At 66.3% G+C, this 16,165-nt stretch carries 14 protein-coding genes; 9 read left to right on the top strand and 5 right to left on the bottom strand.

The window, feature by feature from the left end; translation table 11 throughout:
- Nucleotides 1-14: 14 nt before the first annotated feature.
- Nucleotides 15-1,313, bottom strand: a complete 1,299-nt coding sequence (locus ACWIEX_RS10855; protein WP_454033043.1) for a peptidoglycan DD-metalloendopeptidase family protein — start codon at nt 1,311-1,313, stop codon at nt 15-17.
- Nucleotides 1,314-1,409: 96 nt separating this feature from the next.
- Nucleotides 1,410-1,874 carry a peroxiredoxin gene (locus tag ACWIEX_RS10850; protein ID WP_454033042.1) on the bottom strand — a complete coding sequence of 155 codons (465 nt, stop codon included), beginning with the start codon at nt 1,872-1,874 and terminating at the stop codon, nt 1,410-1,412.
- A gap of 255 nt (nt 1,875-2,129) precedes the next feature.
- Between ACWIEX_RS10850 and ACWIEX_RS10845 the strand changes: the two genes are divergently transcribed.
- A complete protein-coding gene (locus ACWIEX_RS10845) occupies nt 2,130-5,534 on the top strand; it encodes a hypothetical protein (protein ID WP_454033041.1) in 3,405 nt (1,134 codons plus the stop codon).
- 134 nt (nt 5,535-5,668) lie between these two features.
- Here the strand turns inward: ACWIEX_RS10845 and tyrS are convergent, their stop codons facing one another.
- Both tyrS and ACWIEX_RS10835 read right to left on the bottom strand, forming a co-directional pair.
- The gene (tyrS, locus tag ACWIEX_RS10840; protein WP_454033040.1) at nt 5,669-6,922 is read right to left on the bottom strand and encodes a tyrosine--tRNA ligase; all 1,254 of its coding nucleotides are present in this window, start codon (nt 6,920-6,922) and stop codon (nt 5,669-5,671) included.
- 97 nt (nt 6,923-7,019) lie between these two features.
- Nucleotides 7,020-7,244: a YjiS-like domain-containing protein gene (locus ACWIEX_RS10835; protein ID WP_454033039.1), complete on the bottom strand. Its 225-nt coding sequence runs from the start codon at nt 7,242-7,244 to the stop codon at nt 7,020-7,022.
- A gap of 120 nt (nt 7,245-7,364) precedes the next feature.
- Here ACWIEX_RS10835 and gcvA point away from each other — a divergent pair, with 120 nt between their 5' ends.
- Nucleotides 7,365-8,315, top strand: a complete 951-nt coding sequence (gene gcvA / locus ACWIEX_RS10830) for a transcriptional regulator GcvA (RefSeq protein WP_454033038.1) — start codon at nt 7,365-7,367, stop codon at nt 8,313-8,315.
- Between the two features lie 10 nt (nt 8,316-8,325).
- Here the strand turns inward: gcvA and ACWIEX_RS10825 are convergent, their stop codons facing one another.
- Nucleotides 8,326-8,997, bottom strand: a complete 672-nt coding sequence (locus ACWIEX_RS10825; RefSeq protein ID WP_454033037.1) for an alpha/beta hydrolase — start codon at nt 8,995-8,997, stop codon at nt 8,326-8,328.
- Nucleotides 8,998-9,288: 291 nt separating this feature from the next.
- Here ACWIEX_RS10825 and ACWIEX_RS10820 point away from each other — a divergent pair, with 291 nt between their 5' ends.
- From ACWIEX_RS10820 to ACWIEX_RS10790, 7 genes are all read left to right on the top strand, one after another.
- A complete protein-coding gene (locus ACWIEX_RS10820) occupies nt 9,289-10,494 on the top strand; it encodes a cysteine desulfurase family protein (protein WP_454033495.1) in 1,206 nt (401 codons plus the stop codon).
- Nucleotides 10,495-10,554: 60 nt separating this feature from the next.
- Nucleotides 10,555-12,027, top strand: coding sequence for a Fe-S cluster assembly protein SufB (gene sufB, locus ACWIEX_RS10815; protein WP_454033036.1), 1,473 nt, complete (start codon nt 10,555-10,557; stop codon nt 12,025-12,027).
- Nucleotides 12,028-12,175: 148 nt separating this feature from the next.
- Nucleotides 12,176-12,928 (top strand): Fe-S cluster assembly ATPase SufC, encoded by a 753-nt coding sequence (sufC, locus tag ACWIEX_RS10810; RefSeq protein WP_061967769.1) that lies wholly within the window; start codon nt 12,176-12,178, stop codon nt 12,926-12,928.
- Nucleotides 12,928-14,277 carry a Fe-S cluster assembly protein SufD gene (sufD, locus tag ACWIEX_RS10805; protein ID WP_454033035.1) on the top strand — a complete coding sequence of 450 codons (1,350 nt, stop codon included), beginning with the start codon at nt 12,928-12,930 and terminating at the stop codon, nt 14,275-14,277. Before sufC ends, sufD begins: the two co-directional genes overlap by 1 nt.
- On the top strand, nt 14,277-14,486 hold the full coding sequence (locus ACWIEX_RS10800) for a tautomerase family protein (RefSeq protein ID WP_061967772.1): 210 nt from the start codon (nt 14,277-14,279) through the stop codon (nt 14,484-14,486). The genes sufD and ACWIEX_RS10800 overlap by 1 nt, the downstream gene beginning before the upstream one ends.
- Nucleotides 14,487-14,490: 4 nt before the next feature.
- The gene (locus tag ACWIEX_RS10795; protein WP_454033034.1) at nt 14,491-15,729 is read left to right on the top strand and encodes a cysteine desulfurase; all 1,239 of its coding nucleotides are present in this window, start codon (nt 14,491-14,493) and stop codon (nt 15,727-15,729) included.
- Between the two features lie 16 nt (nt 15,730-15,745).
- Nucleotides 15,746-16,129: an SUF system Fe-S cluster assembly protein gene (locus ACWIEX_RS10790; protein WP_454033033.1), complete on the top strand. Its 384-nt coding sequence runs from the start codon at nt 15,746-15,748 to the stop codon at nt 16,127-16,129.
- Nucleotides 16,130-16,165: the final 36 nt, after the last annotated feature.

Below are 16,165 nucleotides of genomic sequence, written 5' to 3'. Positions count from 1 at the left end.
TCGGGCTGGTCCTGTCAGAGCGCTTTCGCGAGCAGCTTGCCGCCGGCACGCAGGAAGCGGGTCGGGTCGACCGGCTCGTCGTTGATGCGGGTTTCGTAATGCAGGTGTGGTCCGGTCGAGCGGCCGGTGGTGCCGACCCGGCCGACCACGGTGCCGGCCTTGACCATCTGCCCGGTCGAGACCGAGATCGCCGACATGTGGGCGTAGCGGGTGCTCAGGCCATTGGCATGCTCGACCTCGACCATGTTGCCGTAGCCGCCATTGTACTCGGCCACCACGACCTTGCCCGGTGCGGTCGCCAGAACGGAGGAACCCGTCTCGGCCCGGAAATCAACGCCGGTATGCATGGCGAGGCCGCGGGTGAAGGGATCGGTGCGGTAGCCGAAATTCGAGGTGAAATCGTGGTCGCCGGCCATCGGCCGGGCGAGTGGCAGTTGCTCGATCACGCCGCGCAGGCGCAGGACCGACGCGACGCGCGGCTGGAGGGCGCTGAGCGTGGCCGCGAAAGGGCTCTCCGACGGGTCGAGCTTCACCGGCACGAAGGGGCCGCCCATGCCCCCGGCCGAGGCAGCCGGTGCGGCGAGGCGATCGGCATCAAGCCCGGTTTCGGCAAGCGCGCTGCGCAGGCGCTTCTGCGTCGCGGCGAGGGTCTCGTCCATCTCCTTCAGCGTCGAGATCTGCGCGTTCGACGTCCTGGCCATGGCGCCGTCGAGCTTCGTCAAGGCGGCATCGACACGCTTCGCTGGCGGCTCGGCCGGTGTCTCGCCCGACTGCCAGCCGCCATCGGCGCCGCGCAGCGAAGGAGTCTCGGGCGCAGGCGTCGGCTTGCCCGGCATGATCGGGGCGAAGCTGGTCACGCCGGAGGCGCGGATCGGTTCGCCGGGCTTGATGACCTGCGAGCGCAGCGGCAGCTTCGCGGCCGGCATCAGGCCATTGGATTGCAAGGTGTCGGTGAGCGCCGCCACGAGCGACTGGCGCGATTCGATCTCGGCCTGCCGGCTGGCAAGCTCGTCGACGCGCGATTCGACGCCGTCCTGATCGAGAAGGGCGCGGCTGGCGTAGCGGTCGATATCGGCCCGCAGCGCCGAGATCCGATCCTCATAGGCGTATTGGCGCGATGTCTCGCGGGCGATCAGCCGCGCGGCGAGATCATCCCTGCTGAGGATGTACCAGCCTGCGCCGCCGCTGCAGGCCGTGCTCAGGGCGAGCCAGGCAAGCCCTGCGAGCATGGTGGAGCGGCGCACCGTATAGGTCTTGTGCGAGACCAGGCCGACGGTCGGGAGGGCGGGAGACGTCTGGGACTGATGATGCATACGCGGAACCGGTAATCACGCTGCCGATACCCTCATCAGACATTGTTAGGGTTAATCTTTCGCAAATCCCGGCATGCGCAATGCTCCTGCGATGCTTCAAAGTTTCTGGGCTGCCGCGAGCACCTCTTCGGCGTGGCCGGCCACCTTCACCTTGCGCCAGATCCGGGCGAGGCGCCCTTCGGCATCGATCAGAAAGGTCGAGCGCTCGACCCCCATATATTTGCGGCCATACAGGCTCTTCTCGACCCAGATGCCATAGGCGTTCACCAGGGCTTGCGTCTCATCGGCGAGGAGCGGGAAGTCAAGCTCGTATTTGCGTTTGAAATTGTCGTGCTTCTTTGCCGAATCGGGCGAAACGCCGATGATCTCCGTGCCGCAGGCCGCGAATTCCCGGCGCAGGCGATTGAAGGCGATCGCCTCCTCGGTGCAGGCCGGGGTGTTGTCCTTCGGGTAGGCGTAGAGCACGATCTTGCGCCCGCGCAGCGCGCCGAGGCTGATCTCGCCACCGCCGTCGCGGGCCAGCGTGAAATCCGGCGCCTTGTCGCCTTCCTGCAATGCCATGGCCGCCGCCTTCCTTTCGTCGCGTTCTCGCTGCATGGAGCGCGTGACCCGGCATGGCGGGACGGCTCGCGGCAAAAGCCTGCGAATCGTCGGACGATTCCGTTTCCGGATTGCCGAATCGCTTCGTCTGACCGCATCGACATGCATGCCGCCTTCGGGGATTGCGGCAAGAGGCGATCGGCCGCACCCTGACACAAGCCGGCGCAGGCGCCGAAGAGGACCAGGCGGATTTTGGCAGACCAGGAAGCAAGGGCTGTGGCTGCGGGGCAAGGCGAAGCGTTGCCCGCGAGCGAAGCCTGCGATGTCGCGATCGTGAAGCAGCGCGCCAGGGCGGGTCTCGTCACCATCTGCGTCGCGGTCACGGTCGCCGTGCTGGTGCTGGCGGCGGCGGCAGCGATGCTCATGGTCACGGGCATCGTACCGCTGTCGGGCCTGGAAGGGCGCATCACGGCTGCCATCGAAGAGCGCCTGGGACCGGACTGGAAGGTCACGGCAGCCTCTGCCGAGCTCGGCCGGATCGACGGGCATTCGCAACTGCGCGTCCGGCAGGTCTCGTTCCAGCACGTCAGCGGCGCCGTGATCCGGGCGCCGGAAGCCGTTCTCGGCTATGCGCCGCTCGCACTGCTCAAGGGCGAGATCAAGCTCGTCTCGGTCGATCTGCGCGGCGTCAATGTCCGCCTCGGCGTCACCAAGGACGGCGCCCTCGTGGTCAACGCCGATTCGGCGCCGGCCGAGACGCCGCCGCAGCCGAGCGTCCCGGATGCGGCGCAATGGAACGCCTTCACCGGCATCATGGGGGCGATTTCGACGCTGGCGCGCGGCGACGGCATTCTCGGATCGCTCGAGGAAGCCGGCATGAACGGCGCACGGCTCTCGCTGGTCGACCCGGAAGGGCGCCAGAAGGCCGGGCTGGAGGATGTCGAGATCAAGCTGACCCGCATCGCCGATCGCGGCACGCGGATGACGATGAAGGGGCGCACCGGCCAGCGCTGGAAGGAGCTCGCCGTCGATCTGTCAACCGAGGCCGACGGCACGCAGCGCGCCGATATCGACATCCTGCGCTTCGAGCCGGCGGAAGCGGTCGCGCTTGCCTTCGGAAAGGGCGGCGTTCTGGTCGAGGGCCTGCCGCTGCAGGGGCACGCCATCTTGCGGCAGTCCCCGGACGGCAGGAAGTCGATCACCGCCCGGATCGCGGTCCGGTCCGGCACGTTGCGCTTTCCCGAAAGCCCGGTCTCGTCCTTCGCCCTGGATTCGGCCGATATCGAGATGGCGAGCGGCGCCGACCTGTCCGAGCTCAACATCGTCCGCAGCGAGATCAAGGCCGGCGCGACGCAGCTTTCGGCGACGGGCTCGCTGCGCGAGGATGGTGGCGGCTGGCGCATCGCACTGGATGCCAAGGGCCAGCTTGCCGGCGTCGACGCCGATCCGCCGGTCCAGATCGACAGCCTGAAGGCCGCCGTCAAGCTCGACCCTGCCAATAATGCCGTGACCATCGACTCCGTTTCGTTGCGCGGGCCGCTCGCCACCGTCGACATGTCGGCCATGGTTCAGCGGGTGAACGGCTCGCCATTGCAGCGCTTTGCGATCAAGGCGAGCGATTCCGATCCCCGCGCGCTGCTCGCGATCTGGCCTGCCTTCACCTCGCCGGATGTGCACGGCACGTTGCGGCGGCAGCTCGCGGCGGGGCGCATCAAGTCGCTGTCGGTCGATCTCGACCTCGCACCGGAGGATCACGCCCGCCTGCTCAGGGGCGAGGGCATGCCGGATGCCGCGCTCTCGGTGATGATCGACGCCGACCGTGTCCGCTATCTCCCCGATCCCGGCCTGCCGCCTCTGGTCGATGCGACCGTGTCCGGCCGGGTCGGCGGCCGCACCGTCCAGCTCGCCATCGGCAAGGCGACGGCCGAGCTCGGCGGTGGCCGCAAGCTCGAGTTGAGCGAAGGCAGCTTCGCCATGCCCGACTATCATGTGCACCGCGCACAGGCGCGGATCGGCTTCCGCTCGGTCGGCTCGATGGATGCGCTGGCGGCGCTCTTCGCCTTTCCGGCCCTGAAGGAGTTCAACCCCGGCAAGATCGATCCGGCGGCGATCAAGGGCACGAGCGACCTCAAGGTCGGCATCACCCTGCCGCTTGCCGATGACCTGAAGCCGGACGAGGTTGTCGTGACCGGCACCGGATCGCTCGCGAGCGTCGCTTCCGACACGCTGCTGGGAACCGAGAAGCTCGACGCCGGCAGCTTCGCCGTCAATCTCGATCGCAACGGGCTGTCGCTGCGTGGCGATGCGCGGGTCGGCGGCGACAAGGCGCAGGTCGAGCTCAAGCAGAACGGCAAGGGGCAGGGCGAAGCGATCCTGCAGCTTGCGCTCGATGCCGCGGCGCGGCAGCGGCGCGGCTTCGGCGCCGATAGCGGGATTTCCGGGACATTGCCGGTGAAAGTGGTCAAGTCGCTCGGCAAGGGCGCGGAGCAGCCGCCGCGCGTCGAGATCGATCTCGCCAAGGTCGCGCTCGACGGTGTCGTTCCCGGGCTCAGCAAGCCGTCGGGGCGGCCTGGCAAGGTCAGTTTCGCTTATGTCGCGGATGCGGATGGCCCCGACCTGGAAGATTTCTCGCTCGATGCGGGCTCGGCCCTGATCAAGGGGCGGATCGAGCTGAACAAGCAGAACGGGCTGGACAGTGCGAGTTTCTCGCAATTCCGCCTGTCGCCGGGTGACAACCTGAAGGTCGATGCGCGGCGGGACGGTAGCGTCGTCAAACTGACGGTGCGGGGCGCTGTCGCCGACCTGCGCCCCTTCATCAAGGACCTGCAACGCCCGGGATCGTCAGGCAAGGGTGGCAAGCCCGGAGCCAAGGGCGGCGATTACGACGTCGATCTCGACGTGCCGATCCTGACCGGCTTCAACAGCGAGGCGATCACCAGCGCTACGCTGAAACTCGTGAAGCGCGGGGGCGATATCCGCTCCGCCAATTTCCAGGGTCGGATCGGCAAGGCCGATGTTTCCGCCCGGCAGGGCCGCCAGGGCGAGGGCGGGCAACTGGTCGTCCAGTCGGAGAACGGCGGCTCGCTGCTGCGCTTCCTCGACCTCTACAACAAGGCCCATGGCGGCGATCTCGTGCTCACGCTGGGGCCGGGCGAGAACCAGAGCGGCGACCTGCTGTTCCGCAACTTCATGGTCCGGGATGAGCCGGCGCTGCGCCGCGTCGTCGGCGCGCAGTCGCCGCGGGCCTTCGCCGGCGATGGCGCCGCCGAGCAGCGCATCGATGTCAGCGAGGTCGCCTTCACCAAGCTCAAGGCCGAATTCACCCGCTCGGCCAGCCGGCTCGACGTTTCCGACATGGTGATCTGGGGCCAGCAGGTCGGCTTCACCTTGCAGGGGCATGTCGATTACGGCCGCGACCGCGTCGATATCGGCGGGACCTTCGTGCCTGGCTATGCCTTCAACAACGCCTTCGCCCAGGTCCCGGTCGTCGGGGCGCTGCTCGGCGGCGGCAGCCAGTATGGCGGCCTCTTCGCCGTGAATTTCCGCATCTCCGGCGCGGCCAGCGCACCGACCATGTCGATCAATCCGTTGTCGGCGCTGGCACCCGGCATCCTGCGTCGCTTCGTCGATCCGCTCGGCGGCGCGCCGGCGCAGAAGCCGAGGCAGACGCAGCCGCGCTGAAACGTGTCATCCCGTGCGCAGTGCTGCTGCGCAGATGCGGGATCGTCCTCAGAAAGCGGCGCCTTCTCGTCATGCGGTCCCGTGTCTGCGGCGCATCGCTTCGCGCTGCACCGCGCACGGGATGACAGACGTCCTTATTCCGGACGCAGCAGGATGTGCTTCTTCTTGCCGAAGGAGAGCTTGATCACGCCCTCCGATGTCAGGTCGCCAAGGCCGAGCGAGGCGCGCTCATCGGTCACTACCACGTCGTTGACGCGCAGGCCACCAGCCTTGACCTGACGGCGGGCCTCGCCGGTCGAGGGCACCAGCCCCGCCTTGACGAAGGCGGTGAGCACGCCGATGCCCGGCTCGACCTCGGCCCGCGCGATCGCGACGCTCGGCAGGTCGGCGGCGAGCCCGCCTTCCTCGAAGGTCTTGCGCGCGGTCTCGGCCGCGGCCTCGGCTGCCTCGCGGCCATGGACGATGGCCGTGATCTCGGTGGCGAGGATCTTCTTGGCCTCGTTCAATTCGGCCCCCCCGAGGGCTGCGAGCCGGGCGATCTCGTCCAGCGGCAGCCGGGTGAACACCTTGAGGAAGCGGCCGACATCGGCATCCTCGGTGTTGCGGAAATACTGCCAGAAATCATAGGGGCTGAAGACATCCGCGTTGAGCCAGACCGCGCCATTGGCGGTCTTGCCCATCTTGGCGCCGGACGAGGTCGTCAGCAGCGGCGTCGTCAGGCAGTAGAGCTGCGGGCCGCCCATCCGGTGCGAGAGGTCGACGCCGTTGATGATGTTGCCCCACTGGTCGGAGCCGCCCATCTGCAGGCGGCAGCCATAGCGCCGGTTCAGCTCGGTGAAGTCGTAGCCCTGCATGATCATGTAATTGAACTCGAGGAAGGACAGCGACTGCTCGCGGTCGAGCCTGAGCTTCACCGAATCGAAGGAGAGCATGCGGTTGACCGAGAAATGCCGGCCGACATCGCGCAGGAACTCGACATAGTTCAGCTTCAAGAGCCAGTCGGCGTTGTTGGCCATCATCGCATCGGTCGGCCCCTCGCCATAGCGCAGGATGCGGCCGAAGACGCGCTTGATGCTCTCGATATTGGTCGCGATCTCCTCGACGGTCAGCAGCTTGCGCTGGTCGTCGCGGAAGGAGGGGTCGCCGACCATGGAGGTGCCGCCGCCCATCAGCGTGATCGGGCGGTGGCCGGTCTCCTGGAACCAGTAGAGCATCGTCAGCGAGATCAGGTTGCCGATATGAATGCTCGTCGCGGTCGCGTCATAGCCGACATAGGCCGTCTGCGTTCCCTGCCGGCACAGAGCATCGAGGCCTGCCGGATCGGAGACCTGATGGATGAGGCCGCGCTCGTCGAGAACGCGCAGGAAATCGGATTTGTAGGTGGTCATGGCGGCTTGCGATCTGCTGGATGTCGTTCCGCCGTCGTCTAGAGCATCGGGCCGAAAAGTGGAAATCGCTTTTGCGGCAAAGGCCCTTCCAACCTCATCAGGGAATGCGGTTGAGCCAGAAATCGGCGGCGTCGCGCAGGTGCAGTGGCTCCACGACGTCGCGCGCGAGGCCGAGATCGCAGAGCGCGCGATCGTCCAGCGTCGCGAGGCGATGCTGCGTGCGGATGGCTGCCGCGTGGCGCTGCCAGAGCGTGAGCAGGGCGTGCGGAAGGGACGAGCCGCCGGACATATCCAGCGGCGCCGCATGGGAGGCGCAGGTCATGATGGGTATCCTCTCGGAGGCAGGCTTCACGCCCGCTTTGTGAGGTGAATCTGAGCCGGATGGGGCGAGACTACAAAGCGGAAGATTGCCACCTGCCATAAAGAGGGCTTATGCTTCTTCATGCCCTCGCATCCGCCGCCGCCCAAGCTTCCGCCTCTTGCCGCGGTCCGCGTCTTCGAGGCTGCGGCACGCCACCAGAACTTCACCCGCGCCGCCGAGGAGCTCGGCATGACGCAGGCGGCCGTGAGCTATCAAATCCGTTTGTTAGAGGATCGTGTCGGGGCGCCGCTCTTCCTGCGCCAGCCGCGCCAGGTCGTACTGACCGCGATCGGCCAGCGCTTGGCCGGTCCGGTCGGCAAGGCGCTCGCCGATATCGGGACGGTGTTTCGCGACATCTGCGAGGAGAACCAGACGGTCCTGACGATCTCCTCGCTGCAGACGATGGCGATCACCTGGCTGTCGCCGCGATTGGCGCAATTCCAGATGGAGAACCCGCAATTCGCGGTGCGCGTCCGGACCTCGCAGCACCTCGTCGACTTCACCACCGAGGCCGTCGATCTCGCGGTGCGCTATGGGCCGGGCTCGTGGCCGGGCGTGACGGCGGAGAAACTGTTCGATTGCCATTACGCGCCGCTCTGCTCGCCCGAACTGCGCGAACGGCTGCAATTGCGCGAGCCGGCCGACCTGCTGCGGGCGCCGCTGCTCAGCGCCGATGAGGGGGCGTGGAAGGACTGGTTCGCCGATCTCGGCCTCGATATGCCCCGGCCGGGCGGGCGGACGATGTCGCTGGAGATGCAGGCGATGAGCGTCCAGGCCGCGATGCGTGGGCATGGTGTCGCGATGGCCGTGCCGGAGCTCTTCGCCTATGACATCGCGGCCGGACGGCTCGTCTATGCCGTCGAACATGTCGTGCGCGACGCCTGGGCCTACTGGATCGTCTATCCGACGGAGCGTCAGCGCGAACGCAAGATCAGACTGTTCCGCGACTGGATACTGGCGGAGGCGCGGGCAGCGCAGATGACGCTGCCCGTCATGGCGTCGAGCCGGGGGCTGACCCACCCGTCTCCTTGAGCAGGCAGGCTCAGGCCTGTTCCTGCTCGCTCTTGAGGATTTCTGGGCCGACCTTGCCGTCGAGATAGGCGCCGACCTGCTCCATCAGCACATCGACCTTGCCGTCGAAGAAGTGGTTGGCGCCCTCGACGACCGTGTGCTCGATCTGGATGCCCTTCTGGGTCTTCACCTTCTCGATCACCGCCATCACCTCCTTGACCGGGGCGACGCGATCCTCCGAGCCATGGACGAACAGGCCTGAGGACGGGCAGGGCGCCAGGAAGGAGAAGTCGTAGCGGTTGGCCATCGCCGCGATCGAGAGGAAGCCCTCGATCTCCGGCCGGCGCATCAGGAGCTGCATGCCGATCCAGGCGCCGAAGGAGACGCCGGAGATCCAGCAGCTCTTGGCCTCGGGGTTCAGCGCCTGCATCCAGTCGAGCGCCGCGGCCGCGTCCGAGAGCTCGCCGGCGCCATGGTCGAAATGGCCCTGGCTGCGGCCGACACCGCGGAAATTGAAGCGCAGCGCCGAGAAGCCGCGGTTCACGAAGGTGTAGAACAGGTTGTAGACGATCTGGTTGTTCATCGTCCCGCCGAATTGCGGGTGCGGGTGCAGGATGATCGCGAGCGGTGCACCCCGCTTCTTGGCCGGCTGGTAGCGGCCCTCGATCCGGCCTGCCGGCCCGTTGAAGATAACCTCTGGCATCGTCTCACCGCTTCTTGCGGCAGTGCCGGCGCGGGCGGGCAGAAAGCGGGCGCATGCCTGCTCGAAACCCGGCCACCCTTGACGGCGCCACCATGCGCGCCCTAGATGAAGGGCGCTTAGAATAGTTCTAACAGCCGTGAACAAGTCGAGAACAAAACGGTGGATCGCTTATGCGAGCCGCGTTTCGACCATTCCGGCCGGTTCGGATGGGCGGCTATAGCACGGCGCACAGGTGCGATTTCAAGCATTTCGTATCAGTGACCGAGCGATGACGAGAATGGAGCAGGCAGGATCGTGACGGCGGGACGCGCCTATCTCGACCACAACGCCACAACCCCGGTGCGGCCGGAGGTGGTGGAAGCGGTCGCGCATGCGCTGACGCTGCCGGGCAATCCGTCCTCCGTCCACGGTGAGGGGCGCGCGGCACGCGCCGCCATGGAGCGGGCGCGCGAGCAGGTCGCCAGGCTCGTCGGTGCCAAGGCCTCGAACGTCGTATTCACCAGCGGTGGCACGGAAGCGAATGTCGCGGTGCTCTCGCCCGGCCTGATGGATTGCGACGGTGGTCGCGATTGCGTGCGGACGCCCGCGACGCTCCTGCTTCATGGCGCGACCGAACATGCCTGCGTGCGCGACGGGCATCGTTTTCCCGGTGGTGCTGCCGAGGCAATTCCCGTCGACGAGAATGGGCTAGTCGATCTCGCCTGGCTCGATGCGCGGCTGACGCGTTTCGTCACTGAGACCCCCGGCGCGCGCGCTCTCGTCTCGATCCACCTCGCCAATAACGAAACCGGTGTGATCCAGCCTGTCGCCGAGGCGGCAGCGATCGCCCATCGCCATGGCGGCCTCATGCATAGCGACGCTGTGCAGGCTGCCGGCAAGATCGCCATCGATATCATGACGCTCGGCGCCGATGTGCTGACGCTCTCGGCCCACAAGATCGGCGGGCCGAAGGGCATCGGTGCCATCGTCTTCAGGACGGGCGCGCTCGAACTGGCCGACAAGCCGATGCGCGGCGGCGGGCAGGAGCGCGGCTGGCGCGCCGGGACCGAAAACCTGCCGGGAATCATCGGCTTCGGTGCGGCGGCTGAGATCGCCGGCAAGCTTATGGCCGATGAGGCGGTGCGGGTTTCCGGATTACGCGATCGTCTGGAAGCAGGGCTTGCTGCGCTGTCGCCGGAAACTGCGATCTTCGCCCGGTCAGCGCAGCGCCTGCCCAATACCACCGCCTTCGCGACGCCGGGCCTCAAGGCCGAGACCGTTCTGATCAGGCTCGACCTCGCCGGGGTGGCGCTCTCGTCCGGCTCGGCCTGCTCGTCCGGCAAGGTCAAGCGCTCGCATGTGCTCGATGCGATGAAAATCGACCCCGCCATGAGCGCGGGGGCCTTGCGGGCGTCGCTCGGATGGACCACCTCCGAGGCAGATATCGATCTCTTTCTCGCGGCCTACGAAAAGCTCGTGGCCGCGCAACCCGATCGGAGCGCCAAGGCTGCCGCCTGACGCGTTCCGCAACACGAAGACCAAACCGGCGGGCCTTGAACCCGCACTGGAGACTGAGAAATGGCAGCGGTCCAGGAGACCATCGATCAGGTCAAGTCCATCGACGTGACCGAGTATAAATACGGCTTCGTGACGGAGCTGGAGGTCGACAAGCCGGCCAAGGGCCTCACCGAGGACACGGTCCGCTACATCTCGGCCCGCAAGAACGAGCCGGAATGGATGCTGGAATGGCGGCTCGACGCCTTCCGTCGCTGGAAGACCATGACCGAGCCGACCTGGTCGCGCGTGAACTATCCGCCGATCGACTACCAGGACCTCTACTACTACGCCGCGCCGAAGAAGGGTGCCTCGCCGCAATCGCTCGACGACGTCGATCCGGCCATCCTGGAGACCTACAAGAAGCTCGGCATCCCGCTGCGCGAGCAGGAAATCCTGGCCGGCGTCGCCCCTGAGAACCGCGTCGCGGTCGATGCCGTCTTCGATTCCGTCTCGGTGGTCACGACCTTCAAGAAGGAGCTGGCGCAGGCCGGCGTGATCTTCTGCTCGATCTCCGAGGCGATCCAGGAGCATCCCGAGCTGGTGAAGAAGTACCTCGCGACGGTCGTCCCGGTGACGGACAACTATTTTGCGACGCTGAACAGCGCGGTCTTCACCGACGGCTCCTTCGTCTACATCCCCAAGGGCGTGCGCTGCCCGATGGAGCTGTCGACCTATTTCCGCATCAACGAGCAGAATACCGGCCAGTTCGAGCGCACGCTGATCATCGCCGACGAAGGCGCCTATGTCAGCTATCTCGAAGGCTGCACGGCGCCGAAGCGCGACGAGAACCAGCTTCACGCCGCCGTGGTCGAGCTGATCGCGCTGGACGATGCCGAGATCAAGTACTCGACCGTGCAGAACTGGTTCCCCGGCGATGCCGAGGGCAAGGGCGGCATCTACAACTTCGTGACCAAGCGCGGTGATTGCCGCGGCAAGAACTCGAAGATCTCGTGGACGCAGGTCGAGACCGGCTCGGCGATCACCTGGAAATATCCGTCCTGCATCCTGCGCGGCGACGGCTCGCGCGGCGAGTTCTACTCGATCGCGGTGTCGAACGGCATGCAGCAGGTCGATAGCGGCACCAAGATGCTGCATCTCGGCAAGAACACGACCTCGAAGATCATCGCCAAGGGTATCGCGGCCGGCAAGTCGGACTCGACCTATCGCGGCATCGTCTCGGCCCATCGCAAGGCGACCGGCGCGCGCAATTTCACCAACTGCGATTCGCTGCTGATCGGCGACCAGTGCGGCGCGCACACGATCCCCTATATCGAGGCCAAGACCGCGACCGCGATCTTCGAGCACGAGGCGACCACGTCGAAGATTGGCGAGGACCAGATGTTCTACTGCCAGCAGCGCGGCCTCTCCGAGGAGGAGGCGGTGGCGCTGATTGTCAACGGCTTCGTCAAGGAGGTGCTGCAGCAGCTCCCGATGGAATTCGCCGTCGAGGCGCAGAAGCTGATCTCGATCTCGCTTGAGGGCTCGGTTGGATAAGGGCGGTCTTCCCGCACGCGCTGCGGCACAGGGTGCCGCTGCGCAGATGCGGGACCGTCATCGGAATTAACACTGGACATAACGGTCCCGGGTCTGCGGAGCAGCACTGCGTGCCGCACCGCGCACGGGATGACACAGGAACGAAACGATGCTCGAAATTCGCAATCTGGTCGTCAAGATCGCCGACGAGGACAAGCAGATCCTCAACGGCCTGAACCTCACCGTGAACGATGGCGAGGTCGCTGCCATCATGGGGCCGAACGGCTCCGGCAAGTCCACGCTGTCCTACGTCATTGCCGGCAAGGAGGACTATGAGGTCCTCGATGGCGAGATCCTGCTCAATGGCGAGAACGTGCTGGAGATGGAGGCCGATGCCCGCGCCGCCGCCGGCATCTTCCTCGCCTTCCAGTACCCGCTGGAGATTCCCGGCGTCGCCACCATGACCTTCCTGAAGGCCGCGATGAACGCGCAGCGCAAGGCCCGCGGCCAGGACGAATTGCTGACGCCGGACTTCATCAAGCAGGTCAACGCCGCCGCCGACAAGCTCGGCATCGCCAAGGACATGCTGCGCCGTCCGCTCAATGTCGGCTTCTCCGGCGGTGAGAAGAAGCGCATGGAAATCCTTCAGATGGCTCTACTTTCGCCGTCCATGTGCATCCTCGACGAGACCGATTCCGGCCTCGATATCGATGCGCTCCGCATCGTCGCGGAGGGCGTCAACGCACTCCGCGACAAGAACCGCGGCTTCCTCGTCATCACCCACTATCAGCGCCTGCTCGACCATATCGTGCCGGACACCGTCCATGTCATGTCGAAGGGCAGGATCGTGAAGACCGGCGGCAAGGAGCTGGCGCTCGAGCTCGAGAAGTCGGGCTATGCGGCCTATGGGGAGGCCGCCTGATGGCCATCGTCACCCCGCTGAAGACGGCTGCCGAACAGCAGCTCGTTCAGCAATACGCTGACAGCAAGGCCGAGCTGCCGGGCGGCCCGGCCGTGCGCAAGCTGCGCGAGGACGCCTTCGCCGGCTTCGAGGCCAAGGGCCTGCCGCATCGCCGGCTCGAATCCTGGCGCTATACCGATCTGCGCACGCTGCTGCGCGAGGCGCGCCCGCTCGCCGGCGGGGCTGGCGTCACGGCGGCGGTCAAGGCGCGGCTTGCCGCGCTGAAGCTCGATGGCCTGCGTCTCGTGCTGGTCGATGGCGCCTTCGCGCCGGACCTCTCCACGCTCGACGCGATCCCCGAGGGTGTCTCGGTGCAGTCGCTTGCCGAGGCGCTGGTTTCGCCGCGCGAGGACCTGACACGCGTCCTGGCCGGTCCCTCGGTCGGCGCTGACGATACCGGCCTTGCGCTCAACACGGCGCTGATGCGCGGCGGCGTCTTCGTCGAGATCGCCGAAGGCGTCGAACTCGACGAAAGGATCGTGATCGTTGCGCTCGCTTCCGGCGAGGAAGAGCGGGCGGTGTTCCATCGCTCGGTCGTTCTTGCCGGCAAGGGCACGAAGGGGACGATCGTCGAGGTCAGTGAAGCCGCCGGCCATGCCGCGCAGCAGATCAACGGCGCGATCGTCTTCGAGACCGGCGACGAGAGCGAGATCCAGCATATCCGCATCGTCACCCGCCAGCAGGCGGCGACGGTCGAGGTGCAGAGCCTGCTCGCCACGGTCGGCGCTCACGCGAAGTTCGATTCCTTCGCGCTGATCTGCAATGCCGGCACGGTGCGCCAGCAGCATTTCGTCCGCTATGCCGGCGAGCACACCGAGGCAGGCCTGCGCGGCGTCAATCTGCTGCGCGGCTCCGAGCATTCGGACGTGACGCTGATCGTCGACCACGAGGTGCCTCATGGCACCAGCCGCGAATTGTTCAAGACGATCGCGAGCGGCGAGTCGACCGGCGTCTTCCAGGGCAAGGTCATCGTGCGCCAGCATGCGCAGAAGACCGATGGCAGCATGAAGAGCAATGCGCTGCTGCTCAACGATGGCGCCTCGATGTACAACAAGCCCGAGCTCGAGATCTTCGCCGATGACGTGGTCTGCGGTCATGGCGCGACGGTCGCGCAGATCGACGGCGACCAGCTCTTCTATTTGATGGCGCGCGGCCTGCCGCGGCCGCAGGCCGAGGCGCTGGTGCTGCAGGCCTTCGCCGGCGAGGCGGTCGAGTTCATCACTGATGAGGATGTGCGCGATCTCGTGATGGCCGAGGTCGAAACGTGGCTGAAGGCCCGCGAGGCCGCTTCCGAGGTGAGTACCGTCTGATGCCCTATATCAACGTCCAGATCACCAAGGGCGCGACCCGCGCGCAGAAGGCCGAGATCGTCAAGACCTTCACCGAAACGCTGGTGCGCGTCCTCGGAAAGGACCCGCAGAACACCCATATCGTGATCCAGGAGATCGAGCGCGAGGATTGGGGCCATGGCGGCGTGCTCGTCGCCGACAAGGCTCCGGCTTCGCCCGGAAAGGCCTGAACCGATGAACGCGCTGGTGCAGCCCTATGACGTCTTGGGCGTCCGCAAGGATTTCGCGATCCTGAGCCGGGAAGTCTATGGCAAGCCGCTGGTCTATCTCGACAACGCCGCCTCGGCCCAGAAGCCGGAAGCGGTGATCGAGGCGATGACGCGGCTGATGCGGGAGGACTATGCCAACGTCCATCGCGGCCTGCACTATCTCGCCAACGCGTCGACGGAAGCCTATGAGGCGGCACGCGAAAGCGCGCGCCGCTTCCTGAACGCGGCGCATCTGGAGGAGATCGTGTTCACGCGCTCCTCCACCGGCGCGCTCAACACGGTGGCGTCATCGCTCGGCCGATACCTGAAGATCCAGGAAGGCGACGAGATCATCCTCTCGATCCTGGAGCACCATTCCAACATCGTGCCCTGGCATTACTGGCGCGAGCGCCATGGCGCCGTGATCAAATGGGCGCCGATCGACGAGGACGGCAATTTCCTCGTCGAGGAATTCGAGAAGCTGATCTCGCCGCGCACCAAGGTGGTGTCGCTGACCCAGATGTCGAACGCGATCGGCACGATCATCCCGATCGCCGAGGTCGCCGCGATCTGCCGCTCCTACGGCATTCCGCTGGTGGTCGACGGCAGCCAGGGCGCCGTGCATCTGCCGGTCGACGTGCAGGCGCTGGGCTGCGATTTCTACGCCTTCACCGGCCACAAGACCTATGGGCCGACCGGCTCCGGCATCCTCTGGGGCAAGAAGGAATGGCTCGACAAGCTGCCGCCTTACGAGGGTGGCGGCGAGATGATCGTCACCGTCAGCGAAGACAGCGTCACCTATAACGATCCGCCGCACCGCTTCGAATCCGGCACGCCGGCGATCGTCGAGGCGGTGGGCTTGGGCGCCGCGCTCGACTACATGATGGCGCTCGGCCGCGAGAACATCGCCGCGCACGAGGCCAAGCTCGGCGCCTATGCGATGGAGCGGCTCGGCGAGATGAACTCGATCCGCATCTTCGGCAAGGCGCGGGAGAAGGGCGCGATCGTCGCCTTCGAGATGAAGGGCGCCCATGCCCATGACGTCGCGACCGTGATCGACCGTGCCGGTGTCGCAGTGCGCGCCGGCACCCATTGCGCCATGCCGCTTTTGGCACGATATGGAGTGACATCGACCTGCCGTGCCTCCTTCGGGCTCTACAACACGCTCGAAGAGGTGGACAAGCTGGTCGATGCCCTGCGGAAGGCCGAGAGCCTGTTCGCCTGACCGGGATTTTGAAGAGATGACCGACAGCGTCGCTGAAGAGATCAAGCCGAACGCGCCCGCCATGGGCAAGGGCACCGCATTGCCGCCGGAAGAGATCGACCGGCTGACGGACGACATCATCGCCGCCCTGAAAACGGTCTACGATCCCGAGATCCCCTCGGACATCTACGAGCTCGGCCTGATCTATCGCGTCGACATCGCCGACGACCGGCAGATCACGATCGACATGACGCTGACCGCGCCGGGTTGTCCGGTCGCCGGCGAGATGCCGGGCTGGGTCGAGAATGCCGTCGGCACGGTGCCGGGCGTCGCCGGCGTCACCGTCAACATGACTTTCGATCCGCCCTGGGATCAGTCACGCATGTCCGACGAGGCCCGCGTCGCGCTCGACATGTGGTGAGGCTGGACCCCTCCAGCACTCTCGCGCATGATCGCT

The organism is Allobosea sp. NPDC055353 (assembly GCF_053644975.1).
The sequence above is the reverse complement of the archived record's forward strand: the minus strand, read 5'-3'. Positions and strand labels throughout refer to the sequence as shown.